This window comes from Nonomuraea sp. NPDC004702, from assembly GCF_053601695.1.
In genome coordinates, this window is record NZ_JBSGCE010000067.1 from 1 (window position 1) to 21,946 (window position 21,946).

Here is a 21,946-nt window from a genome sequence, read left to right on the forward strand (position 1 = left end):
CTGGGAGCCGCGGCCACGCCGCCGGTGCGAGCAGGTGGTCTCAGGCCGGCGCAGGCTGGCGCAGGGTCGGGTAGTCGGTGTAGCCGGTGTGGTCGCCGCCGTACCAGTGCTCGATGCGGACGGGGTTGAGCGCGGCCCCGGCGGCCAGCCTCTCGGGCAGGTCGGGGTTGGCCAGGAAGGCCCGTCCGAGCGACACCAGGTCGGCGCCCGCGTCGAGCAGCCGTTCCGCCTCGCGCCGGCCGCCGTCGGCGGGCAGCGGGCCCGGCCACGGCTGGGCCGGGTTGGCGATCAGCGCGCCCGGCCAGGCGGCGCGCAGCCGCCGGTAGAGCGGCTGGTCCGGCTTGGCCCACACCAGGTGCAGGTAGGCCAGCCCGAGGCCGGACAGCTCCTCGACGAGCGCCGGGTAGAGCACGTCGGTGTCGCTCTCGCTCATCCCCTGTCCGGGGAACCCGGGCGACAGCCGCAGCCCGACCCGTTCCGGCCCGACGGCGGCGGCGACCGCGCGCACCACCTCGACGGCGAAGCGCATGCGCCGGGCCGTCGAGCCGCCGTAGGCGTCGGTGCGGTGGTTGGTGCCGTCGGCCAGGAACTGGTGGATGAGGTAGCCGTTGGCGCCGTGCACCTCCACCCCGGCGAAGCCGGCGTCCACGGCCCGGCGGGCGGCGGCGGCGAAGTCGGCCACGGTGGACTCGATCTCGTCCAGGCTCATCGTCCTCGGCACGACGGCCGGGCGGTTCCCGTCCGGGGTGGCGACCGGCTCGGGGAAGGCCACCGGGGACGGCGCGACGGGCCGCAGGCCGCTGTTGGCCGGGTGGCCGATCCGGCCGCCGTGCTGCAGCTGCACGAACATCCGGCCGCCGGCCTCGGCGACCGCCTCGGTGACCCGCCGCCAGCCGGCCACGTGCCTGGGCAGGTGCAGGGCGGGGATGTTCGGGTAGGTCTGGCCGACGGCGTTGGGCGTGGTGGCCTCGGCGATGATCAGCCCGGCGGCCGACCGCTGGGCGTAGTACTCGGCCATGAGGCCGGTGGGCGTGCCGTCCGCGGCGGCGCGGTTGCGCGTCATCGGCGCCATCACCAGGCGGTTGGGCAGGCTCAGCGAGCCGAGCGTCGTGGGCTGGAACAGGGGTGACGTGCCGGACATGTCAGTGCTTCCGATCTGTACGAAGCGGATCGCCGTGATCCGTGACCGAACTCTGCACCCGGGCGCTGCGGGGATCCTGACGATCTGCTGACGGTCCTCCTCCGGGGCGTGTGTACGGTTCTCCCATGCGGTTCGCAGTACTCGGCCCGCTCGCCGTGTGGGACGACGAGGGGCGGCCCGTCAAGATCGTCGAGAGCAAGGTCCGGGCCCTGCTCGCCGACCTGCTCGTCCACGAGGGGCGGCCGGTGTCGGCCGACCGGCTCATCGACGACCTGTGGGGCGACGAGCCGCCGGGGCGGGCCGGCAACGCGTTGCAGGCCAAGGTGTCGCGACTGCGCGCGGCCCTGGGGCGCGACCGGGTGCCGTACCAGGCGGCCGGGTACCGGCTGCGGCTGGAGGCGTCCGACGAGGTGGACGCGGCGCGCTTCCGGTCCCTGGTCACCCTGGCCCGCCCGGCCGGCGACCCGCGCGAGCGCGCCGCGCTGCTGACCGAGGCGCTCGGGCTGTGGCGCGGGCCCGCGTTCGCGGACGTCGCCGACGAGGAGTTCGCGCGGGTCGCGGCGCGGCGGCTGGCGGAGGAGCGCCTGTCCGTGCTGGAGGAGCAGGCGGAGGCGCGGCTGGCGGCGGGCGACCACCTGCTGCTGGCCGGCGAGCTGGCGGGGCTGGTGGCCCGCCATCCGCTGCGGGAGCGGCTGCGCGCCGTCCAGCTCCGCGCCCTGTACGTGGCGGGGCGCCAGAGCGAGGCGATCGCCTCCTACGGCGACCTGCGCGACCGGCTCGCCGACGAGCTGGGCGTCGACCCGTCCCCCGCCCTGACCGCCCTGTTCGAGGCCATCCTCCGCCAGGATCCCGCCCTCCTGCCCACCGCGAGCGCCGGGGGACCCGTTCGCCCGGTCGCGGGCGGCGTCGCGGAGCCCGGCCGGGAGGCGCGGACGAACCTGCCCGCGCCGCTCGGCGACCTCGTCGGGCGGGACGCGGCGGTCGCCGAGGTGGGCCGGCTGCTCGGGGACGTCCGGCTGGTGACCCTGACCGGTCCCGGCGGGGTCGGCAAGACGCGTCTGGCGCTGGAGGCCGCCCGCCGGGCCGCCCACGGGCCCCAGGGGTTCGGCGACGGGGTGTGGCTGGTGGAGCTGGCCGGGTGGCGCGGCGATGCCGGCGATCTGGCGCAGCACGTCGCCGCCGTCCTCGACGTCCGCGACGACGCCCCCGCGTTCGGCGCGGGCCCGGCGGCCGGGACGCCCGGGGCGCGGCTGGCCGCCGCCCTGCGCGAGCGCGAGATCCTGCTGGTGCTGGACAACTGCGAGCACGTCGTCGAGGCCGCCGCCGGCCTGGCCGCCGGGCTGCTGGCCGCCGCGCCCGGGCTGCGGATCCTGGCCACCGGCCGCGAGCCGCTCGACCTGGCCGGTGAGCGGGTGTTCCTGGTCGAGCCGCTGCGGCCGGCCGACGCGGTCCGGCTGTTCGTCGAGCGCGCCGCCGCGTCCGCGCCCGGCTTCTCCCCCGACGACGAGACCCGCGAGCTGGTGGCCGAGCTCTGCCGCCGCCTCGACGGCCTGCCGCTCGCGCTCGAACTGGCCGCGACCCGGGTCCGCGGGCTCGGCGTACGGGAGCTGGCGGTGCGGCTGGAGGACAGGTTCGCGCTGCTCACCCGCGGACGCCGCGGCGCGCCGGAGCGGCAGCGGACGCTGCGCGCGGTGATCGACTGGAGCTGGGAGCTGCTCAGCACGCCCGAACGCGTCGTGCTGCGCCGCCTGGCCGTCCACCGCGACGGCTGCACGCTGGAGGCCGCCGAGGCGGTGTGCCCGGGTGACGGCGTGGTCACCGCGGAGGTCCTCGACCTGGTCACCAGGCTGGTCGACCGCTCACTCGCCGTGATGACCGACGGCCCCGCAGGCCCCCGGTACGGGTTGCTGGAGTCGGTCGCCGCGTACGCCGCCGAACGTCTGGGCGAGGCCGACGACCTCGGCGAGGCGCGCGGCCGGCACCTGCGCTACTACACGGACCTGGCCGAGCGCGCCGAGCCCGAGCTGCGCGGCCCCGGCCAGCGGGAGTGGCTGGCCCGGCTCGACGCCGAGGCCGCCAACCTGCGCGCGGCGCTGGAGGCGGCGGTCGGGACCCGTGACGCCGTCCTGGCCGGGCGCCTGGCCGCCGCCCTGTCGTGGTGGTGGTTGCTGCGCGGCCGGCTGCACGAGGGCCGCCGCAGCCTGGCGCGGGTGTGCGCCCTGGCCCCCGGGTCGGCCGGCGCGCAGGTGGCCCACGCGGCGTTCCTGCTGCTGACCGGGGAGCGCCCCGGCCCGGCGTCCTGCGACGTTCCCGCCCCGGACGGCGCGGCCGTGCCGGGACATCTGGCCTGGCTGTACGCCTACGCCCGGTTCAACGCCGGCGACCCCGGCACGGGCGCGCTCGACGTGGCCGCCGCGTCCGGCGACCGGTGGACCACCGCCGCCACGCTGGCCCTGCGCGCCACGCACGCGATGCTCCGCGACGACCTGGCCGGAGCCGACCGGGACGCCCGCCGCGGCGCGGAGCTGTTCCGCGAGCTCGGCGACCGCTGGGGCGAGCTGCAGACCGTGCCGCCGCTGTCGTCCGTCGCCGAGATCAAGGGCGACCACGCCGAGGCGGCCCGGCTCCAGGAGGAGGGTCTGCGCATCGCCGAGGAGCTGGGCCTGGCGGGCGAGCTGTCGGTCCGCCACTCCGGGCTCGGCCGCCTGGCGCTGCTGGCCGGCGACTGGGACCGCGCCCGCGACCTGCACGAGCGCGCACGGGACCTGGCCGCGCGGCAGGGCCACCTCTACGGCGAGGTGCACGCGGTGATGGGCCTGGCTCTCGGCGCCCGGCGGTCCGGGGATCTCGACGCCGCCGAGTCCTTCCTGGCCCGCCTGCGCGACGTCTATCCCTCCTCACCCGCGGGCGCGCACCTGGTCCACGCCGAGCTGGGGTTCGTGGCCGAGCTGCGCGGCGATCACGAGTCGGCCGCCGCGAGCCACCGGCGCGGCCTGGAGATCGCCCGCTCGACCGGTGAGCCCCGGACCCTGGCGCTCTCCCTGGAGGGTCTGGCCGGAGCGGCGGCGCTGGCCGGGGCGGCGGAACGGGCCGCGCTGCTGCTCGGCGCGGCCGACGGGTTGCGCGGCAGCGTGGGCGCCCCGCTGCCGGCCGCCGAACGCGGCGACGTGGAGCGGATCACCGCGTCCGCCGTCGCCGTGCTGGGCCGGGACGTCTTCGCCGCGACGTTCCTGCACGGCACAAACAACTTTCTTGACATCGCCGAAAATGCCGGGTCGAACTTTTCATGAGTCCTGCTCGGGCCGATGCGATCTCATGTGCCGGAACATAACGCCAGGTCAGCAGCGCGCCTGAGGTGGCCGCGCCCCTTCCTTGAGCTATTACTCCCGGTCAAAAAATCAGTATGACAGCCCCTTGCCCTCCTTGGGGATTTTGTTCATATTTGCGGGCAAGTCACCCCACCCTCAGGAGGCTCCAGTGAGCATCCATGGCTTACGGATCCGGCGCGCCGCACTGATCGTCGCCACCGCCGGACTCCTCACCGGCGCGGTCACGGGCGTACCCGCCCAGGCATCGCCCGCGCCGGCCCAGCCCGCCGCCGACCCGGCCGCCGCCGCGGCCAGGCTGGAGGGGCAGCTCGGCGCCCGCACCGCCGGCTCCTACTTCGACCAGGCACAGGGCAAGATGGTGGTCACCACCACCGATCCGGCCGACGCCGAGGCCATCACCGCCTCGGGCGCCGTGCCGCGTGTCGTGTCCCGCAGCGGCCCCGCGCTCGACGCCATCATGTCCTTCCTCGACCGCACGGCCGCCGTCCCCGGCACCGCGTGGGCCGTCGACCCGGCCTCCAACCAGGTCGTCGTCTGGGTGGACAGCACCGTCGCGAGCAGCGCGCGCACCAAGGTCCAGATCGCGGTCCAGCAGGCCAACACCCAGGCGGCCGCCGCGCAGGGCCAGAGCGCCGAGGCGGCCACGCCCGCGGTGCGCGTCGAGAACGAGCCCGGCAGGTTCAGCCTCTTCATCCAGGGCGGCGACGCGATCTACGGCGGCCAGTACCGCTGCTCGCTGGGCTTCAACGTGGTCAGCGGTTCGACCTACTACTTCCTGACCGCCGGCCACTGCGGCAACATCGCCTCCACGTGGTACGCCAACTCCGCGAAGACCACGACCCTGGGCAACACGACGGGATCCAGCTTCCCGGGCAACGACTACGCCATCGTCAAGTACACCAACACCAGCATCGCCCACCCGGGCGGCGTGGACCTCTACAGCGGCTCGCGTGACATCACCAGCGCGGGCAACGCCTACGTCGGCCAGTCCGTGCAGCGCAGCGGCAGCACGACGCACGTGCACAGCGGCTCGGTGACGGCGCTCAACGCCACCGTGAACTACGCCGAGGGCACCGTACGCCAGATGATCAAGACCAACGTCTGCGCCGAGGGCGGCGACAGCGGCGGCGCGCTGTTCTCCGGCGGCGTCGCGCTCGGCCTGACCTCCGGCGGCAGCGGCAACTGCTCCAGCGGCGGGACGACGTTCTTCCAGCCGGTCACCGAGGCGCTGAGCGCCTACGGGGTGAACGTCTTCTGATCGGCCGCTGACAGCGGGTGAGCCGATCTCTGTGCGGTCGCGTGCGGGTCGCGTGCAGGCGCGGCCCGCACGTTCGCGTAAAAGAACCTATACAAAACAGACAAAACGCCCTAATGTGGGCATCGCCCCAGTCGGCAACGGCTGGGGCGCCAAACTTCCTCCGCCGGCGCGCGCGACGACCGCCCATGGCGCCCTCTTTCCGGACAATTCCCCCTCCGGTCGCCGTCCGACCCCCTCCATTACGGGTCGTAACGGCTGTGTTACTGTCCGCGTTATGAACAAATCGGCCACTGAGCGGCAGATCGAAATTCTCTGGCCCACCATCGGCGTATCGGTCACAGCAGACCTTGACGGACGCAACCGCGACCTCGCCGACGCGTTGTGGCGGACCCTGCCCTACCGCAGCCTGCAAGGCCACGCCCTCGTGGCGGGCCACCACCTCTACCATCTGGCCCCGATGCCCGAGTTGCTGCACGTCCCGGGCGTCCACAAGATCGACCGGCGGATCGCGCCCGACGGATCGGTGTTCTGCTCCCGTCTCCAGCACCTCGGCATCAAGTACGGCCCGCTGAGCGAGCCCATGCCCGCCACGCCCATCGGCACCGTCCGTGAGGAGGACCTCGACGCGCTCGCCGAGGCCGGGAAGGCGGTCTGGCAGTCGGTGTACTCCGGCGGCGAGCCCGTGATCGTCGAGGTGCGCAGGGCCGGCGACGGCGGCGGCCACCAGCTGCGCCGCCCGACGGCCCGGCACACCGCGGCCGAGCAGCTCCTCGCCGAGCTGCACGACGAGATCGAGCGCATCTGGCTCGACCCGCCCCAGGAGCTGGTCGACCTGCACGAGGGCCGGATCGCCTCGGGCGCGGGCAGCTTCGGCACCACGCTGACCACGATGCTGTTCGTCAACGGCGAGACCCGCCCGCTGGGCTACTGCTGCTACTCCGGCCTGGTCAGGGCCGCCCAGCAGCAGCAGCTCCCGCTGGAGTTCCTGCAGCAGATGGCGCGCATCATGGCCGCCACCCCGGCCGAGTTCCTCGGCTACTGCGGGCTGAACAAGCTGCACCAGTTCACCGAGCGCGCGCTGGAGGTCGCCGACCAGCTCCAGGACCGCGAGGACTTCGTCGCGCTCATGAGCCACATGGCCCTGTACGTCAACTGCCTGGGCGCCTGGAACCTCCAGCTCTTCCCGTGGCAGGTCGACGAGCACCTGCGCGCGGACGGCTCGGTGGCCCCGATCTCCGGCTCGATGCTGGCTCCCTTCCAGGGCGGGACGGTGGCCCCGGCATGAGCCAGGCCGACCGGGCCGAGGTGGTGGTCATCGGCGGCGGCGTGATCGGCCTGTCGATCGCGGCCCACCTGGCCGAGGCGGGGGTCGAGACCGTCGTCCTGGAACGCGACGACCTGGCCTCCGGCGCCTCGCGGGCCACCGCGGACGTGCTGCGCGCCTACTTCTCCGGCGACCCGGTCAGCTCCGCCATGGCGGTGCGCAGCCTGTCGGCCTACCAGTCGTTCCCGCGCTGGCCCGGCGCCGAGCTGCCGATGCGGCAGGTGGGCTACCTCGTGCTGTTCACCGAACGGGAGCAGGTGAACAGGTTCGAGGCCGAGCTGCCGGCGCAGCGGGCCGCGGGCGTGGACGTGTCGCTGATCGGCGCGGAGGCGGCCCGGCGGCTCAACCCGCTGGTCGAGGAGCCGTCGCTGCTGGCGGCCGCGTGGTCGCCGCAGGCGTTCGTGAGCGACACGGCCGCCATCGTGGAGGCGTACGCGGAGGGCGCGGCGCGGGCGGGGGCCTCGCTGCGCACCGGCTGCCCGGTCACCGCCGTCGATCCGGCCACCGGACGGGTCGAGACCGCGGACGGCACGCTCACCGCGCAGGCGATCGTGTGCGCGGCCGGCGCCTGGTCGGGCTGGATCGCCTCGGCGGCGGGCGTGGACCTGCCGCTGACCGGGCCGGCGGTGCAGGAACTGCTCACCACCGGCCCGCTGCCCGAGGTGCCGGACATGCCGGTCACCCTGCACGCCGCCAGCGGGCTGCTGATCCGCCGGCGCGGCGACCGGATCCTGATCGGCATGGGCAACCCCGGCACCGACCGGGACGCCTGGTTCGTCAAGGCCAGGGCCCAGCTCGCCACCACGTACCCGGACCTGGACCTGTCCGGGCTGGAGACGGCGGTGCGCGGCCCCAGGGACGCCAGCCCCGACCGGTCGGCCTTCATCGGCCGGCTGCCCGGATCGCCGGCGTTCCTGTACGCCACCGGGTTCTCCGGCCACGGGCTGTGCAACGCCCCGGCGGCCGGGGAGCTGGTCCGTGACCTGTACCTGGGCCACGACCCGGCGGACGCGTTCGGCTTCGACCCGATCGAGCTGTCGGCCGGGTCGCGGCGACGCTCGCGCTGACACCGCGCCCGGACTCGTGCCGCCCGCGCCGACGCCGCATCCTTTCCGTGATCGAGGCGTGGCGTTGCCGCGGGTTGGCACGGCAGCGGGTACGACCGGCTCCGGGGGAGGCAACGATGACCACGAATCCGTACGCCACGGCGCCCGTCGGCTACGCGGCCGAGCCGACGGCCGCGCCGTACTCGATCGTCGAGCTCATGCCCGGCGCCCGCAACCTGGTGCACTACCTGCGGGTGGCGCCGGGCGAGCGGGTGCTGGTGCTGGCCGAGCACACCGTCGACCCGGTGGTCGTCCAGGCCATCGCGGCCGCGGCGGCCTACCGGGACGCCGACGTGCACATCCTGTCGGTGGCGCCGTTCAGCCCGGGCGGCTGGGACAGCGGGGCCGGGCACCACGTCGAGCGGGCGGCGGTCGGGGCGTCCGACGTCGTCATCGCCTGCACCTGGTGGGGCGAGGTGCACACCGCGCCGCTGTTCTTCGACGAGATCGCGGCGCTGCCGGTCAGGTTCGCGTCCCTGCACATGAGCGCCACGGCGGGCGCGCTGCTCACCGGCGCGCGCCTGCCCAACGAGGTCTTCTACGCCCTGGCGCACCGCACGCTGGAGAAGCTGGCCGCGACCACCAGGATCCGGGTCACCTCGACGGCCGGCACGGACCTGACGCTGTCCGGGCTGACCCTCATGCCGGACGCCGAGCCGCCGGGCCCCGGCCAGTGGCGGCCCTTCCCGTACGGCGGCGTCAACTTCTGGCCCGCCGACACCGAGGGCGTGCTCGTCGTCGAGGACTGCACGGTGACCGGCGTGCCCGAGGAGCCGCTGAGCGTCCACCTGGCCGGCAACGTCGTGCAGAAGATCGAGGGCGGGACGGCCGCCGACCGGCTGCGCCGCTTCTCCCCCGGCGGCTTCTACCTGCGGCACGCCCTGATCGGGCTGAACCCGAAGGTGCGGGTGGCCGGCGGCAGCCAGTTCGAGCGGGAGAAGCACGCCGGCGCGTTCTACTGCGGGCTCGACGCGCTCACCGACGGCGTGGCCGTCACCACCGCGCCCGGCTTCGCCCACTGCGACTGCCAGGTCGACCGGCCCACCCTGTACGCCGACGACGAGCCGCTCGTCCTCGACGGCCGGCTGCTGCTGCTCGACGACCCCGAGATCCGCCGGGTGGCCGAACGCTTCGGGCCGCCGGACGTGATCCTCGACGACAACCCGGTCATGGTCCTCCCCCGCCGCTACAGCGGGGCGACGTCGAGCCGATGACCGCCCGACCGCACCAGACAGACAGGATGACCATGGAACCCGAGTTCGTCCTCGACCCGGCCACCCTCGACCTGCACGACAGCGACGAGCGGCTGCGCCGGGCCGGCCCGCTCGTCCCGGTCCGGGTGGAGGGGGTGCTGGCCTGGGCCGCCACCAGCCACGCCACGCTGGAGGCGGTGCTGTCGCACCCGGCGATGACGCGCGACATCCGGTACTGGGACCCGAAGGCCCGCGCCGCGGCCCCTCAGGGCACGTCGCTGATGCGGCTCGTCACCGACGCGTCCATGCTCAACGCCGACGGCGAGGACCACCGGCGGCTGCGCGGCCCGCTGGTCAAGCTGTTCAGCGCGCGCCAGGTGCAGCGGATGGAGCCGTGGATCACCTCCATCGTCGGCGACCTGCTGGAGGACCTGGCGGCCCGGCCGCCGGGCGAGCCGGTCGACCTGCGCGCCGAGTACGCCTACCCGCTGCCGTTGCGCGTCATCGTCGAGATGCTGGGCGTGCCCGACTCCCACCGCGAGCGCCTGCGCGCGCTCACCGACGAGGTGGTGCAGCTCGACCAGAGCCCGCCGGACAGCCCGGAGGGTCGCAGGGCGCTGTTCGAGCTGGTCGGGGAGATCATCGAGGTGCGGCGCGGCACGCCCGGCGAGGACCTGACGAGCGAGCTGATCGCGCTGCACGCCCAGGGCCGGCTGGACGACGCCGAGCTGCGGGACACCGTGCAGGTGCTGCTGATCGCCGGCCACGTCACGACGATCAACCTCATCGCGCACGCCGTGCGCGCCCTGCTGGGCCGGCCCGAGCAGCTCGAACTGCTGCGCTCGGGGGCCGTGCCGTGGAGCGCGGCGGTGGAGGAGGCGCTGCGCTGGGAGTCGCCCAACGCCTACTTCCCGATGCGCTACGCCATGGAGGACCTGGAGATCGAGGGCGTCCGGCTGCGGGCGGGCGAGGCGGTGCTGGCCTGCTTCTCCGCCGCCGGGCGCGACCCCGAGCGGTTCGGCGAGAACGCCGCCGACTTCGACGTGACCAGGCCGGCCGTGCCGCATCTGGCGTTCGGGCACGGGCCGCACTTCTGCCTGGGCGCGCCGCTGGCCCGGCTGCAGGCCGAGGTGGCGCTGCCGGCCCTGTTCGCGACGTTCCCCGGCATCCGGGCCGCCGGGCCGCTGGACGACCTGCCCCGGCTCACCTCGCTGCTGGACAACGGCGTGCGCGCGCTGCCGGTGCTGCTCGGCCCGCGCGCCACCGGCTGAGCTCCGCCGGTTTCTCCGTGCGTGCGGATCTTCATGGGCTGCCTTCTCGGAGATTGCCGCATGTGAACGGGTCCGTTGCGGCGTCCGCGCCGGGCGTTCTTTGCTGAATATCCGGGTTCGGAAACCAGGATCGACCTCCAGGGGTATTCATGCAGACGCCCATCGCCCCCATCGGCGCGCACGGCATGCTCGTGTTCCTGTTGCAGATCGGAGTGCTGCTCGGCCTGGCCCTGGGGCTCGGGGCGCTGGCGGCCCGGTTCCGGCTGCCCGCCGTGGTGGGCGAGCTGTTCGCCGGGGTCGTGCTCGGGCCGTCGATCCTGGCGCACGTCGCGCCGGACCTCCAGCGCTGGCTCTTCCCCGCCGACCCCGGCCAGTTCCACCTGCTGGACGCCGTCGGGCAGGTCGGCGTGCTGCTGCTGGTCGGGCTGACCGGCATCCACATGGACCTGAATTTGGTGCGCCGGCGGGCGGCCACCGCGGCCGGGATCAGCGTGGGCGGCCTGGTCATCCCGCTCGGGCTCGGCATCGCCACCGGGTTCCTGCTGCCCCGGATGATCGTCCCCGACGGCACCGACGCGACGGTGTTCGCGCTGTTCATGGGCGTGGCGATGTGCGTGAGCGCGATCCCCGTGCTGGCCAAGACGCTGATGGACATGCGGCTGCTGCACCGCAACATCGGCCAGCTCACGCTCACCGCCGGGATGATCGACGACGCGTTCGGCTGGTTCATGCTCTCGATCGTCAGCGCCATGGCCGTCAACGCGGTCAGCACCGGCACCGTGCTCACCTCGCTGGCCTACCTGGTGGCCATCGTCGTGGTGGCCCTGACCGTCGGGCGTCCGCTGGTGCGCGGCGCGATGCGGCTGGCGGCCCGGTCGCCCGAGGCGGGCCCGACGGTCGGCATGGCGATCATGCTGATCGTGCTGGCCTCGGCCGGGACGCACGCGCTCGGCCTGGAGTCGGTCTTCGGCGCGTTCGTGATGGGCATGCTCATCGGCGGCGCGGGACGGGTGGACCCGGCCCGGCTGGCGCCGCTGCGCACGGTGACGCTGTACGGCTTCGCCCCCGTCTTCTTCGCCACCGCCGGGCTGCGGATGGACCTGACGGCGCTGACCCGCCCGCCGGTGCTGCTGGCCGGGCTCGCGGTGCTGGCCGTCGCGATCGTCGGCAAGTTCGTCGGCGCGTACGCCGGCGCCCGGCTGAGCCGGCTCAACCGCTGGGAGGCGCTGGCCCTGGGCGCCGGGCTCAACGCGCGCGGCGTGATCGAGGTGGTGGTGGCCATGGTCGGCCTGCGGCTGGGCATCCTCAGCGTCGAGGCGTACACGCTGGTGGTGCTGGTCGCGATCGTCACCTCGCTGATGACGCCGCCCATCCTGCGCGCGGCGATGGCCCGGGTCGAGCAGACCGCCGACGAGGAGATCCGCGAGACGGCCCACCGCGCCTGGACCACCACGGCGAGCTGACGGGGACGACGACTCGCACGGCACGCCCTAAAGTTGCCCCATGTCCGAAATGCCGTCACGGGTGGAGCTGCACCCGCTCACCCTCTCCGACCAGGACGAGTTCTGCTCGCTCGTCCGGGCCAGCGCCGAACTGCACCGGCCGTGGATGCAACTGCCCTCGACCGCCGAGGAGTTCCGGACCTGGATGCGCCGCTTCGACGACGGCCTCAACCTGGGCTTCCTGATCCGCGTCCGGGAGAGCGGCGCCGCGGCGGGCACGGTCAACATCAACTCGATCATCCGGGGCCGCTACCAGGGGGCGTCCCTCGGCTACGCGGCCTTCGCCCCGTCCGCCGGCCGCGGCTACATGACCGACGGGCTCACCCTCGCCCTGCGGCACGCGTTCGGCGACCTGCGGCTGCACCGCCTGGAGGCCAACATCCAGCCGGCGAACAAGGCGTCCCTGGCCCTGGCCCGGCGGCTGGGCTTCCGTTACGAGGGGCTGTCGCCCGACTACCTCTACATCGACGGCGCCTGGCGCGACCACGAACGCTGGTCCATCACCGCGCCGAGCCCCTGGCAGCCCGATCCCTCCCTGCCGGAGGTCTGACCGTCGGAGGGGCGTCAGGGCGCCGGCACCACCCGGGTGGCCGTCACGAGGTCGTGCAGGGCGGCCCGGTCGCGGCGGGTCAGCACCAGCACGACCGAGGCCCCGGCCAGGGCGTACGCCGCGACCAGAAGGGGCATGGCGACGGCCGACTCCGGCTCGCGGACCAGCCGGGAGACCGCCATGTGAGCGCACTGCCACGGAAGCAGCTTCACCAGGGCGCGCGCCACGATCCGCGCCACGCCGGGCCGCCCCCCGCCGGCCATGGCCACGACGAGGCCCGCCCGCCGCTTGCCCCACGTGGCCTGCCGCCGCCCCGCCTCCCCCATGACCAGGTACGCCCCGACAGGCAGCACGCTCAGCGCGGTGATCAGCAGGTCGGTGCCCAGGGCGCCGAGCCCGCCGAACCCCGCTCCCGCGCGGCTCAGCGGGACGAACACCGCGGCCAGCGCCGTCAGCCAGGCGGCGATCACGAGATAGTCCCAGCCGGCCGCCACCAGCCTCGGACGTAACGCCGCCCGGCCGCCGCGCGTCCGCTCCCGCTCGTTCAGCAACGCGTCGCCTCCATGACCCGCACACACAAGGGAGCCCGATCCTCGCACGGCGGCGACCAGGCGGAGGATGAGGGGGGACCCTCAAATCTATGCCGACCAACACAGGCTCTATCGTTCAACATCGACACTGCCGACGGGCACAGGCCCGCGGGAAGGAGATGGTCAGTGGTGACGATGACGACCGCAGGCAGGGTACGCGGGACCGACGAGCACGGCATCGCCGTCTTCAGGGGCATTCCGTTCGCGAAGAGCCCCTTCGGATCCCTCAGGATGGCCGCCCCGGCGCCCGCCGACCCCTGGGACGGCACCCGCGACGCCACCGGTTTCGGCCCCCGGCCGCCGCAGCAGGCGGTGGTCCCCGGGATGCCGGCGTGGAGCTCCGCCGGCGGGCTCGACTGCCTCACCGTCAACGTGTGGTCGCCCGACCCCGGCGGGTCGGGCCTGCCGGTGATGGTGTGGATCTACGGCGGCGCGTACGTCACCGGCTCGTCCGACCTGCCGGAGTTCGACGGGCGGACGCTGGCGGGCGAGGGCGTGGTCGTGGTCTCGTTCAACTACCGGATCGGCATGGAGGGCTTCGGCCAGATCGACGGCGCGCCGCCGAACCGGGGGCTGCTCGACCAGGTCGCGGCGTTGCGCTGGGTCCAGGAGAACATCGCCGCGTTCGGCGGCGACCCGGGAAACGTCACGATCTTCGGCGAGTCGGCCGGCGCGGGCTCGGTCGCCTGCCTGCTGACGATGCCCTCGGCGGCCGGCCTGTTCCGGCGCGCGATCGCGCAGAGCGTGCCCGGCCTGTTCCTCACCCCCGAGCGGGCCGCCCGCGTCACCGCGGCCGTCGTCGAGCGGCTGGGCGGCGCGGCGCCGTCCGAGAGCGCGCCGGAGGAGCTGCTCGCGGCGGGGAGCGCGGTGGCCGCCGAGGACTTCCCGGCCTTCCCCGGACGATGGGGACGGCTGGCGTTCGCGTCGGTCCCGTTCATGCCGGTCGTGGACGGCGAGGTCCTGCCCTCGCCGCCGTGGCCGGCCCTGGCCGGGGGCGCCGCCCGGGACGTCGACCTGATCGTGGGCTTCACCAGGGACGAGTTCGACCTCTTCCTGTCGATGGACCCGCGGCCGGAGGCCGATCTGCCCGCCCGGCTCGACGCGGCCCTCGCGGCGCTCGCCCCGCCCGGCGCGGACGCGGCCTACCGCGCCGCCCTCCCCGGGGCGTCCGCGCGGCGGCTGTACGGCACGCTCATGTCCGACTGGCTGTTCAGGATGCCGAGCGCGCTGCTGGCCGACGCGCATCGCGGGCGGACCTTCGCCTACGAGCTGGCCTGGTCGCCCACCCCGCTGGGCGCCTGCCACGGCCTGGACGTGCCGCTGACCTTCGGCACCCTGGACACGCCGCTGGCCATGATGCTGACCGGCGGCGTCCCGGAGGCCGAGGCGCTCTCGCGGCAGTTCCGCACCGCCTGGACCCGGTTCGCGGCCACGGGCGACCCCGGCTGGCCCGGCCACGAACCGGACAAGGCCGTCACCCACGTCTTCGACGTGCGCTCCTCGGACGTGGCCGACCCCGAGGCGTCGTCCAGGGCGCTCTGGTCCGCCGCCGGCATCGCCGTCATCGACTGAACGACGCCCCGGCCCGGCGCCTCAGGCACTCCCGCCGGCGCCGGGCCCGCGGCCGTTCTCGCTGATGGCCGCGTTCACCAGGGCACGCGCGGCCCAGCGGACGGCCTCCTGTTCGGCCTCGGCGTCCAGGCCGCGGACGTCACGCAGGGCGATCTGCGCCTCCCAGCCGACCACGACGGTCAGGGCCGAGATCAGCCGCTGGAACGCCTCCTCGCTCAGGGTGGCGCGCAGCGGCGCGCAGGCCTGCTCCAGCCAGCCCACCCGCCGCTGGGTACGGCGCGGGGCAGGCGCCCCCGGCGAGCCGCCCCCCGGCAGGTCGACGGTCAGGCGGATCAGCCGCCGCCCGAGGGGCAGCGATTGCGGGGAGTGCTCCAGCAGCGTCCGGATGAGGGCGTCGACGCGGGCGGCGGGGTCGCCGGCCAGCGCGGGGTCGGCCAGCGCCTGCTCGACCGGCGGATCGTTGATCGCACCCGCGGTCGCGTCGATCAGCAGGTGGTCCAGGGTCGGGAAGTACATGTAGACCGTGCGGCGGGACACGTCGGCGGCGGCCGCGACCTCGTCGATGGACGGGGTCGCGCCCCCCGCGCTCAGCCGGATCGCCGCGTCGATGATCGCCTTACGGGTGCGGCGCCGCTGCGCTTCGCGTCCGCCGCCGCGGACCGGATCGTCACTGGTCATGATGCCGCCTGTCACTCCTTGGGCCGCCGGTCAGGTTCGGTGTGCGGCCGTGTTGACGACCACTCGCGACCTGAGTATATCTATGTGCAGTCGCTGCACGGCAGTGCAATCAGTGCACAACAGGGAAAAGATCCCGGCGCGATGTCCCGTGCCCGGCAACCAGCAACGGAAGAACAGAAGGTCATCATGAGCAAGATCTGGTTCGTCACCGGTTCGTCCCGCGGCCTGGGCCGCGAGTTCGTCGAGGCCGCGCTCTCCCGCGGCGACAGGGTGGCCGCCACCGCGCGCCGCGTCGACGGCCTCCAGGACCTGGTGACGGCCTACGGCGAGGCGATCCTCCCGCTGGCGATGGACGTCACGGACAGGGCCGCCGTCGCCGAGGCGGTGCGGCGGGCCGTCGACCACTTCGGCCGCCTGGACGTCGTCGTCAACAACGCCGGGTACGCCCAGGTCGGCGCGGTCGAGGAGCTGACCGAGCAGGAACTGCGCGACCAGCTGGAGACCAACCTGTTCGGCGCGGTGTGGGTGGTCCAGGCCGTCCTGCCCCACCTGCGCACCCAGGGCAGCGGCCACATCATCCAGCTGTCCTCGGCCGCCGGGCTCATCGCCGTTCCGCTCGGCGGCGCCTACCACGCCTCCAAGTGGGCTCTGGAAGGGCTGAACGAGGCGCTCGCCGGCGAGGTCGCCGAGTTCGGCGTCAAGGTGACCATCGTCGAGCCCGGCGGCTTCGCCACCCGGAACGGCAAGAACCCCGACCCGCTCGCCAACGGTCACCTGGCCACGCCGGACCCGGCCTACGACGGCCTGCGCCGGCGCCTGGCCTCGATGACGGGCAAGCAGCCGGCCGGCGACCCCTCGGCCGCCGCCCGGGCTCTGCTCAAGCTCGTCGACGCCGAGAACCCGCCCCTGCGCGTGCTGTTCGGGCAGGGCTTCTACCCGATGGTCCGGCAGGCGTACGCCGACCGGCTCAGGCTGTGGGACGAGTGGCAGGACCTGTCCGCCGAGGCCCACGGCCTGCCGGACGCCGCCGCGAGCGACGCCGGCGCGGTCCGGGCCGCGAGCTCCTGACCCGGTCCGCGCGGGCCGGGTCAGCCGGTGACGTACGTGATGGAGCCGGTCCAGCGGTTGGCCGCGTCCCGGTAGACCTGGAACAGCCCGGTGTCGAAGTACGGGGAGATGCCGGTGTCGTACCGCCCGTCGGCGTCGGTGTCGGCGACGCTGATCGTCAGGCCGGTCAGGTGGCCGGCGCGGGTCTCGGCGTCGTACCCGGTCACCCACGCCGCCCCGGGCGAGGCCGTGAACGGCGAGTCCACGCCGACGGGCCGGTCCGCGCGCAGGCCGGAGGGCTTGACCGCGAACGTCGGCCCGGTCGAGCGTTCGAGGCTCCGGCCCGTATACGGGCCGGAGCCGTCGGGGTGCGGCCCGGAGGGGTGGCCGAAGACGTCGGCCGCGGGCGGGAGCGGCTGGTTGGCCGCGACCCCGAGGCCGCCGACGTTGTCGCCGAGGCGGCCGACGGTGGTCAGCGTGTCCGGGGCGGACAGGACGACGCCGCTGTAGACGGTGGCGAAGGCGTAGTCGCGGTCGAAGTCGTGCAGGTCCTCGAAGTCGTAGTGGGTGATGCCCTGCTTGCCGACGTACAGGCCGTAGGGGGTGGCGCCGTCGGAGTAGGCGGGGACGAAGACCCACTTGCCGAGCGCGCCCATCGGGGCCTCGACGTCGAACACGCAGTGGCCCGCGGTGGCCACCAGGTTGCGGTAGGCCGACTGCACCGAGGTGCCGGTGCACCAGTGGGGCAGGCCGTCGCTGCCGATGAAGAACACCTTGCCGGACGTCACGACCTCGTCGCCGGGCGGCGGGTTCTCGGCCCCGATCGGCGGGGTGCTGACCGCGGGCCCGTCCGGGACGACGCCGGTGGACAGGCGCTCGCCCCCCATCGCCGCGGCCAGCACGGTGTACGGCGTGGCGGCCCGCAGGTTGGCCGCGTCGTCGGCGAGCCAGAACCCGGCCACCTCCCTGGCCTTGTCCACGGCGGTGGCCAGCGGGACCGTCGCGACGGTGGCCGCCCGCGCGGGCCCGGCCACGACGACGGGGGTCAGCAGGCTCAGCGCGGCGGCTGACGCGATCATTGCACGCCTCAAGGACATCTCTCCGTCCGGTCTGGCCGGCCGGACGGCCCGGCCGGCGAACACCAAGATCGTAAGCATGGCCGACGACGGAAGCCCACAAGTTTTAGATCACATGTTCGAAACGGTGGGGCGGGCAGAAACACGCGTGGCCCACCACCCGGAGGTGATGGGCCACGTCGGAGGGAAGCCGCGCGGGTCAGGACCGCTTGCGGCCCACCGCGCACAGGTGGTAGTCGCCGTCGATCGGGGACGGGTCGGTGTCGGGGTCGGGACGCCACTCGCGGGTGTTGACGACGCCCGGCTCCAGGAGGTCGAAGCCGTCCAGCATGGAGGCGAACACCGACCGCCTGCGGGCCGTGAACGGCGAGGTCGCGTTGCGGTAGACGGCGCTGACGTCGTCGGCCTTGCTGGGCATGGTGTCGGGGGCGACGTGCGTCAGCACGATGTGGCTGCCCGCGGGCAGCAGGTCGCGGTACCGGTGGACGATGCCCACCGGGTCCTCGGCGTCGGTGACGAAGTGCAGCAGCGAGACCACCAGCAGCGCGACCGGCCGGGAGAAGTCCAGCACCTCCGCCGCCCGCTCCATGACGGCCTCCGGCCGCCGCAGGTCGCCCTCCTGGACGGTGACGTCGGGCGAGTGGCCGAGCAGGGCGCGGGAGTGGGTGAGCACGACCGAGTCGTTGTCCACGTAGACGATCTTCGCGCCCTCGATCACCTCGTGCACGTGGCCCGCGGTCGGCAGCCCCGACCCGATGTCGAGGAACTGGTCGACGCCCGCCTGCCGCAGGTGGCGCACGGCGCGCTGCAGGAAGGCCCGGCTGTTGCGGGCGTCGCCCCTGATCTCGGGGATGATCGACAGCACCTTCTCCGCGGCGGCCCGGTCGGACGCGAAGTTGTCCTTCCCGCCGAGGTAGTAGTCGTACATCCGCGCCACGTTGGGCACCGCGGCGCTGACGCCCGGCGGGACTCGGTCACTCATCATGTGCCAAACCTAGACGATCTAGGGCTGGCGTTGGGATGATCTCTGCCATGTTAGGTCTCGACCCCGCGACGGGGATCAGCAGGACCAACCTCTGGGCATGCATGGGGCTCGGGCTCCTCGGCACGGCGGTCATCACGTTCCTGCCGGCCGCCCAGCCGTACCTGCTCACCGACGCGCTGGGGCTGTCCGGCGACGACCTGGGCCGCACGACCGGCTACCTCCAGGTCGCCGCGGAGGCGGCGCTCATCCTGAGCCTGGCCTGGTACGGCGCGCTCGCCGACCGGATCGGCCTCCGACCGGTCGCCGTGGCGGGGCTGCTGCTGTGCGCCCTGGGCGCGGCGCTCTACCCGTTCGCGGGCAACGTCGCCGTCCTGGTCGCCCTGCGGGTCGTGTTCGCCCTGGGGATCGCCGCCCTGAACGTCACCATGTCGGCGATCACCGCCGACTACGTGCGCGACCGCGCGCGCGGCAAGGCCTACGGCTGGCTCGGCCTGTTCAGCGGCATCGGCGCGGTGATCGCGGTGCTGGTGCTGGTACGCCTGCCGAACATGCTGGAGGGCGGCGGCATGGCCCCGGCCACGGCGGCCAAGGTGGGCTTCCTGGTGGTCGCCGGGCTGGTGCTGCTGGGCGCACTGGCCCTGCGCGGCACGCTGGCCCCCGGCCTGGCCACGTCCGTCGAGCCGCCCGCCGGGCACTCGGCCGGGCGGCAGGCCGGTGAGCGGGCCGGGCTGGGCCGGCTGGTCGTCGAGGGCGTGCGGCTGGCCCGCGACCCCGGCGTGGCGCTGTCGTACGCGGCGTCCTTCGTGGCCAGGGCCGACCTGGCGCTGGTGGCGAGCTTCCTGTCGTTGTGGATCGTGGACTACGCCAAGGCCGTGCGCGGCATGTCCGCCACCGAGGCCCTGGCCAAGAGCGGCGCGATCGTGGGCATCGCCTACATGGTGATCGTGGTGGGCGCGCCGCTGTTCGGCTGGCTCGGCGACCGGATGCGGCGGCAGGACGTGGTGATCCTGGCCCAGGCGCTGGCCGGGGCCGCGTACCTGTCGACGCTGCTGGTCAGCGACCCGCTCGGGCCGGGGATGATGCTGGTGGCGGCGGCCGTCGGGCTGGGCGAGATCGGCGTCATCACCACGGCGGGCCCGCTGCTGGCCCAGCAGGTGCCGGCCCGCTACCGGGGCTCCAGCTTCGGCGTCCAGACGCTCTGCGGCGCGATCGGCATCTTCGTCATCTCCGGCGTCGGCGGCTGGCTCTACGACCTGTGGCGGCCCGCGGCCCCCTTCGCGCTGGCGGGCGCGTGCGGCCTGCTGGTCGCCCTGTTCGGCCTGGCCGTCCGCCACCGCGTGACCCCCGTCCCCGAGGCGGAACCCAGCCGTACGGCCTGACCGGAGAACGAGGGCGCCCCGTCAAGGAGGCGCCCTCGTCGCGGGTCAGGCGACCAGCCGGCGGTCGGCCGCCCGGACCGTCTCCCGGACGACGCGGCAGATGCCGGCGATGTGCCCGGCGTCCACCGTGGGACCGGTCGGCAGGGACAGGACGCGGGCGGCCAGGCCCTCGGCGCGGGGCAGGGGCAGCGGGAAGTGCCTGCCCGGGTCCGACCGGTACGGCTCCACCTGGTGGCAGATCGGGGAGAAGTAGCGGCGCGCGTGCACGTTCTCCACGAGCAGCGCCTCCAGCACCGCGTCCCGCGACACGCCGGCGACGGCCTCGTCCACCTCGATGACGAGGTACTGGAAGTTGGCCCGTTCGCCGGGCGCCTGGCCGCGCACCACGACGCCCGGCAGCCCGGCGAGCAGCTCCTCGTAGACCCGCTGGTTGCGCCGGTTGGCCTCGACGATCGTGTCGATGGCCTCCAGCGAGGTCAGCCCCATGGCCGCGTGGAACTCGCTCATCCGGGCCACCGTGCCGGCCCCGGAGATCTGCCCGGCCGCGTCGATGCCCTGGTTGCGCAGCTCCCTGACCCGCGCGGCCAGGTCGTCGTCGTCGGTGACGATCGCGCCGCCCTCGACGCTGTTGACGAACTTGGTGGCGTGGAAGCTGAAGATCTCGGCGTCCCCGGACGTCCCGATCGGCCTGCCCCGGTAGGTGCAGCCGAGCGCGTGCGCCGCGTCGAACAGCAGGACGAGCCCGTGCGCGCGGGCCAGGCGCTCCAGGGCGTCCACGTCGCACGGGTAGCCGAAGACGTGCACGCCGAGGATGCCCCGGGTGCGCGGGCCGATCAGGCGCTCGACGTGGTCGGGGTCGGCGTTGCCGGTGATCTCGTCGGAGTCGCAGAAGACCGGGACGATGCCGATCCACTCCAGCGCGTGGGCGGTGGCCACCCACGTGAAGGAGGGGACGATCACCTCGTCGCCCGGCCGCAGCCCGGCGGCCCTGGCCGCGATCTGGATGCCGGTGGTGGCGTTGCAGGTCGCCACGGCGTGCCGGGCGCCGGTCAGGTCGGCCAGGCGCGCCTCGAACTCGCGCACCAGCGGGCCGTTGTTGGTCAGCCAGAGCCGGTCGAGCACGCCGCCGAGCCGTTCCAGCAGGCGCGCCCGCTCCCCCGCGTTCGGCCGCCCGACGACGAGGGGCTCACCGAAGGCCATCGCCGGCCTCCTCGCGCACGCCGACGAACAGCCCGGGGCTGTTGGGCCGGCCGTCGGCCAGCTTGAACGCGGGCCGGAACTCGGCCCGGCAGCCCGCCTTGGCGAACGCCTCCAGGTACTGGTCGCAGGTGAACAGGCTGGAGTACAGGACCTCGGCGAACTCCTTGAAACCCGAGGCGTCGGCAACCCTGAACCGCACCTCCAGCCGGCTCTTGCCGCCCTCCCTGCGCGAGTGCGTCATGCGGGAGATGACCAGCCCCTCCTCCACCAGCGTGTGGCCGCCGACGTGCCCGTCCAGGAAGTTCTCCGGGAAGTACCAGGGCTCGACGACGAGGACGCCGCCGGGCGCCAGGTGGGCCGCCATCCGGCCGACGGCCTCCACCAGCTCGTCGTAGGAGCCCAGCTCGCCGACGGCGTTGCCCATGCAGGTCACGGCGTCGAAGGTGCGTCCCAGGTCGAAGGTGCGCATGTCGCCGGCGTGCAGCGGCACGCCGGGCAGCCGCCGTCCGGCGACCTCCCGCATGTCGGGCGACAGCTCGACCCCCTCGACGTGGTCGAAGAGCTTGGCGAAGGTCTCCAGGTGCGCGCCGGTGCCGCAGGCGACGTCGAGCAGCGAGGCCGCGTGCGGCGACCGTTCCCTGATGATCCGGTCGAGCTCCCGGGCCTCGCCCTCGAAGCTCTTGCCGCGGCTGCGGAAGACGCGGTCGTAGTACTCGGCGTGGTCGGATCCGTATTCCATGCAGAT

Annotated in this window: 18 protein-coding genes; 11 read left to right on the forward strand and 7 right to left on the reverse strand. The window is 74.1% G+C overall.

What is annotated here, in order from left to right; genetic code table 11:
* Positions 1–40: 40 nt before the first annotated feature.
* Entirely contained in the window at positions 41–1,141 is a 1,101-nt protein-coding gene (locus ACWEJ6_RS44770; protein WP_452431532.1) for an alkene reductase, read from the reverse strand.
* A 125-nt stretch (positions 1,142–1,266) separates the two neighbouring features.
* Between ACWEJ6_RS44770 and ACWEJ6_RS44775 the strand changes: the two genes are divergently transcribed.
* The 8 genes from ACWEJ6_RS44775 to ACWEJ6_RS44810 all read left to right on the forward strand — a co-directional run bounded on the left by ACWEJ6_RS44775 (position 1,267) and on the right by ACWEJ6_RS44810 (position 12,674).
* Positions 1,267–4,431: a BTAD domain-containing putative transcriptional regulator gene (locus ACWEJ6_RS44775; RefSeq protein ID WP_452431533.1), complete on the forward strand. Its 3,165-nt coding sequence runs from the start codon at positions 1,267–1,269 to the stop codon at positions 4,429–4,431.
* Between the two features lie 187 nt (positions 4,432–4,618).
* The gene (locus tag ACWEJ6_RS44780) at positions 4,619–5,728 is read left to right on the forward strand and encodes a S1 family peptidase (RefSeq protein WP_387673354.1); all 1,110 of its coding nucleotides are present in this window, start codon (positions 4,619–4,621) and stop codon (positions 5,726–5,728) included.
* A 274-nt stretch (positions 5,729–6,002) separates the two neighbouring features.
* Positions 6,003–7,013: a cucumopine synthase-related protein gene (locus tag ACWEJ6_RS44785; protein WP_452431534.1), complete on the forward strand. Its 1,011-nt coding sequence runs from the start codon at positions 6,003–6,005 to the stop codon at positions 7,011–7,013.
* A complete protein-coding gene (locus tag ACWEJ6_RS44790; RefSeq protein ID WP_452431535.1) occupies positions 7,010–8,119 on the forward strand; it encodes an NAD(P)/FAD-dependent oxidoreductase in 1,110 nt (369 codons plus the stop codon). The genes ACWEJ6_RS44785 and ACWEJ6_RS44790 overlap by 4 nt, the downstream gene beginning before the upstream one ends.
* 116 nt (positions 8,120–8,235) lie before the next feature.
* A complete protein-coding gene (locus ACWEJ6_RS44795; RefSeq protein ID WP_358295627.1) occupies positions 8,236–9,372 on the forward strand; it encodes a M29 family metallopeptidase in 1,137 nt (378 codons plus the stop codon).
* Between the two features lie 26 nt (positions 9,373–9,398).
* Positions 9,399–10,622 (forward strand): cytochrome P450 family protein, encoded by a 1,224-nt coding sequence (locus ACWEJ6_RS44800; RefSeq protein WP_387673362.1) that lies wholly within the window; start codon positions 9,399–9,401, stop codon positions 10,620–10,622.
* Between the two features lie 149 nt (positions 10,623–10,771).
* Positions 10,772–12,085 (forward strand): cation:proton antiporter, encoded by a 1,314-nt coding sequence (locus ACWEJ6_RS44805; protein WP_387673364.1) that lies wholly within the window; start codon positions 10,772–10,774, stop codon positions 12,083–12,085.
* Between the two features lie 40 nt (positions 12,086–12,125).
* Positions 12,126–12,674: a GNAT family N-acetyltransferase gene (locus tag ACWEJ6_RS44810; RefSeq protein ID WP_452431536.1), complete on the forward strand. Its 549-nt coding sequence runs from the start codon at positions 12,126–12,128 to the stop codon at positions 12,672–12,674.
* 14 nt (positions 12,675–12,688) lie between these two features.
* Here ACWEJ6_RS44810 and ACWEJ6_RS44815 read toward each other — a convergent pair whose 3' ends face one another.
* On the reverse strand, positions 12,689–13,225 hold the full coding sequence (locus ACWEJ6_RS44815) for an RDD family protein (protein ID WP_452431537.1): 537 nt from the start codon (positions 13,223–13,225) through the stop codon (positions 12,689–12,691).
* A 174-nt stretch (positions 13,226–13,399) separates the two neighbouring features.
* Here ACWEJ6_RS44815 and ACWEJ6_RS44820 point away from each other — a divergent pair, with 174 nt between their 5' ends.
* Positions 13,400–14,836 carry a carboxylesterase/lipase family protein gene (locus tag ACWEJ6_RS44820; RefSeq protein WP_452431556.1) on the forward strand — a complete coding sequence of 479 codons (1,437 nt, stop codon included), beginning with the start codon at positions 13,400–13,402 and terminating at the stop codon, positions 14,834–14,836.
* Between the two features lie 21 nt (positions 14,837–14,857).
* On the opposite strand, the gene ACWEJ6_RS44825 is transcribed toward ACWEJ6_RS44820, so the two are convergent.
* Positions 14,858–15,514: a TetR/AcrR family transcriptional regulator gene (locus ACWEJ6_RS44825; RefSeq protein ID WP_387673373.1), complete on the reverse strand. Its 657-nt coding sequence runs from the start codon at positions 15,512–15,514 to the stop codon at positions 14,858–14,860.
* A 186-nt stretch (positions 15,515–15,700) separates the two neighbouring features.
* Here ACWEJ6_RS44825 and ACWEJ6_RS44830 point away from each other — a divergent pair, with 186 nt between their 5' ends.
* Positions 15,701–16,582 carry an SDR family NAD(P)-dependent oxidoreductase gene (locus tag ACWEJ6_RS44830; protein WP_452431538.1) on the forward strand — a complete coding sequence of 294 codons (882 nt, stop codon included), beginning with the start codon at positions 15,701–15,703 and terminating at the stop codon, positions 16,580–16,582.
* A 20-nt stretch (positions 16,583–16,602) separates the two neighbouring features.
* On the opposite strand, the gene ACWEJ6_RS44835 is transcribed toward ACWEJ6_RS44830, so the two are convergent.
* Together ACWEJ6_RS44835 and ACWEJ6_RS44840 are read right to left on the reverse strand one after the other, a co-directional pair.
* Complete coding sequence (locus ACWEJ6_RS44835; RefSeq protein WP_452431539.1) at positions 16,603–17,640, reverse strand: trypsin-like serine peptidase; 1,038 nt, start codon at positions 17,638–17,640, stop codon at positions 16,603–16,605.
* A gap of 196 nt (positions 17,641–17,836) precedes the next feature.
* Positions 17,837–18,622, reverse strand: coding sequence for an SAM-dependent methyltransferase (locus ACWEJ6_RS44840; RefSeq protein ID WP_452431540.1), 786 nt, complete (start codon positions 18,620–18,622; stop codon positions 17,837–17,839).
* Positions 18,623–18,669: 47 nt separating this feature from the next.
* Here ACWEJ6_RS44840 and ACWEJ6_RS44845 point away from each other — a divergent pair, with 47 nt between their 5' ends.
* A complete protein-coding gene (locus tag ACWEJ6_RS44845) occupies positions 18,670–20,001 on the forward strand; it encodes an MFS transporter (RefSeq protein ID WP_452431541.1) in 1,332 nt (443 codons plus the stop codon).
* A gap of 45 nt (positions 20,002–20,046) precedes the next feature.
* Here the strand turns inward: ACWEJ6_RS44845 and ACWEJ6_RS44850 are convergent, their stop codons facing one another.
* Together ACWEJ6_RS44850 and ACWEJ6_RS44855 are read right to left on the reverse strand one after the other, a co-directional pair.
* Positions 20,047–21,201 (reverse strand): aminotransferase class I/II-fold pyridoxal phosphate-dependent enzyme, encoded by a 1,155-nt coding sequence (locus tag ACWEJ6_RS44850; RefSeq protein ID WP_387673386.1) that lies wholly within the window; start codon positions 21,199–21,201, stop codon positions 20,047–20,049.
* Positions 21,188–21,940 (reverse strand): class I SAM-dependent methyltransferase, encoded by a 753-nt coding sequence (locus tag ACWEJ6_RS44855; protein ID WP_352359922.1) that lies wholly within the window; start codon positions 21,938–21,940, stop codon positions 21,188–21,190. The genes ACWEJ6_RS44850 and ACWEJ6_RS44855 overlap by 14 nt, the downstream gene beginning before the upstream one ends.
* Between the last annotated feature and the right edge of the window lie 6 nt (positions 21,941–21,946).

Excerpts from the sequence above, each read along its gene's own strand:
- ACWEJ6_RS44770 (WP_452431532.1), bottom strand. The coding sequence starts at position 1,141 with ATGTCCGGCACGTCACCCCTGTTCCAGCCCACGACGCTCGGCTCGCTG.
- ACWEJ6_RS44775 (WP_452431533.1), top strand. The coding sequence starts at position 1,267 with ATGCGGTTCGCAGTACTCGGCCCGCTCGCCGTGTGGGACGACGAGGGG.
- ACWEJ6_RS44785 (WP_452431534.1), top strand. The coding sequence starts at position 6,003 with ATGAACAAATCGGCCACTGAGCGGCAGATCGAAATTCTCTGGCCCACC.
- ACWEJ6_RS44790 (WP_452431535.1), top strand. The coding sequence starts at position 7,010 with ATGAGCCAGGCCGACCGGGCCGAGGTGGTGGTCATCGGCGGCGGCGTG.
- ACWEJ6_RS44795 (WP_358295627.1), top strand. The coding sequence starts at position 8,236 with ATGACCACGAATCCGTACGCCACGGCGCCCGTCGGCTACGCGGCCGAG.
- ACWEJ6_RS44800 (WP_387673362.1), top strand. The coding sequence starts at position 9,399 with ATGACCATGGAACCCGAGTTCGTCCTCGACCCGGCCACCCTCGACCTG.
- ACWEJ6_RS44805 (WP_387673364.1), top strand. The coding sequence starts at position 10,772 with ATGCAGACGCCCATCGCCCCCATCGGCGCGCACGGCATGCTCGTGTTC.
- ACWEJ6_RS44810 (WP_452431536.1), top strand. The coding sequence starts at position 12,126 with ATGTCCGAAATGCCGTCACGGGTGGAGCTGCACCCGCTCACCCTCTCC.
- ACWEJ6_RS44820 (WP_452431556.1), top strand. The coding sequence starts at position 13,400 with ATGACGACCGCAGGCAGGGTACGCGGGACCGACGAGCACGGCATCGCC.
- ACWEJ6_RS44825 (WP_387673373.1), bottom strand. The coding sequence starts at position 15,514 with ATGACCAGTGACGATCCGGTCCGCGGCGGCGGACGCGAAGCGCAGCGG.
- ACWEJ6_RS44830 (WP_452431538.1), top strand. The coding sequence starts at position 15,701 with ATGAGCAAGATCTGGTTCGTCACCGGTTCGTCCCGCGGCCTGGGCCGC.
- ACWEJ6_RS44835 (WP_452431539.1), bottom strand. The coding sequence starts at position 17,640 with ATGATCGCGTCAGCCGCCGCGCTGAGCCTGCTGACCCCCGTCGTCGTG.
- ACWEJ6_RS44840 (WP_452431540.1), bottom strand. The coding sequence starts at position 18,622 with ATGATGAGTGACCGAGTCCCGCCGGGCGTCAGCGCCGCGGTGCCCAAC.
- ACWEJ6_RS44845 (WP_452431541.1), top strand. The coding sequence starts at position 18,670 with ATGTTAGGTCTCGACCCCGCGACGGGGATCAGCAGGACCAACCTCTGG.
- ACWEJ6_RS44850 (WP_387673386.1), bottom strand. The coding sequence starts at position 21,201 with ATGGCCTTCGGTGAGCCCCTCGTCGTCGGGCGGCCGAACGCGGGGGAG.
- ACWEJ6_RS44855 (WP_352359922.1), bottom strand. The coding sequence starts at position 21,940 with ATGGAATACGGATCCGACCACGCCGAGTACTACGACCGCGTCTTCCGC.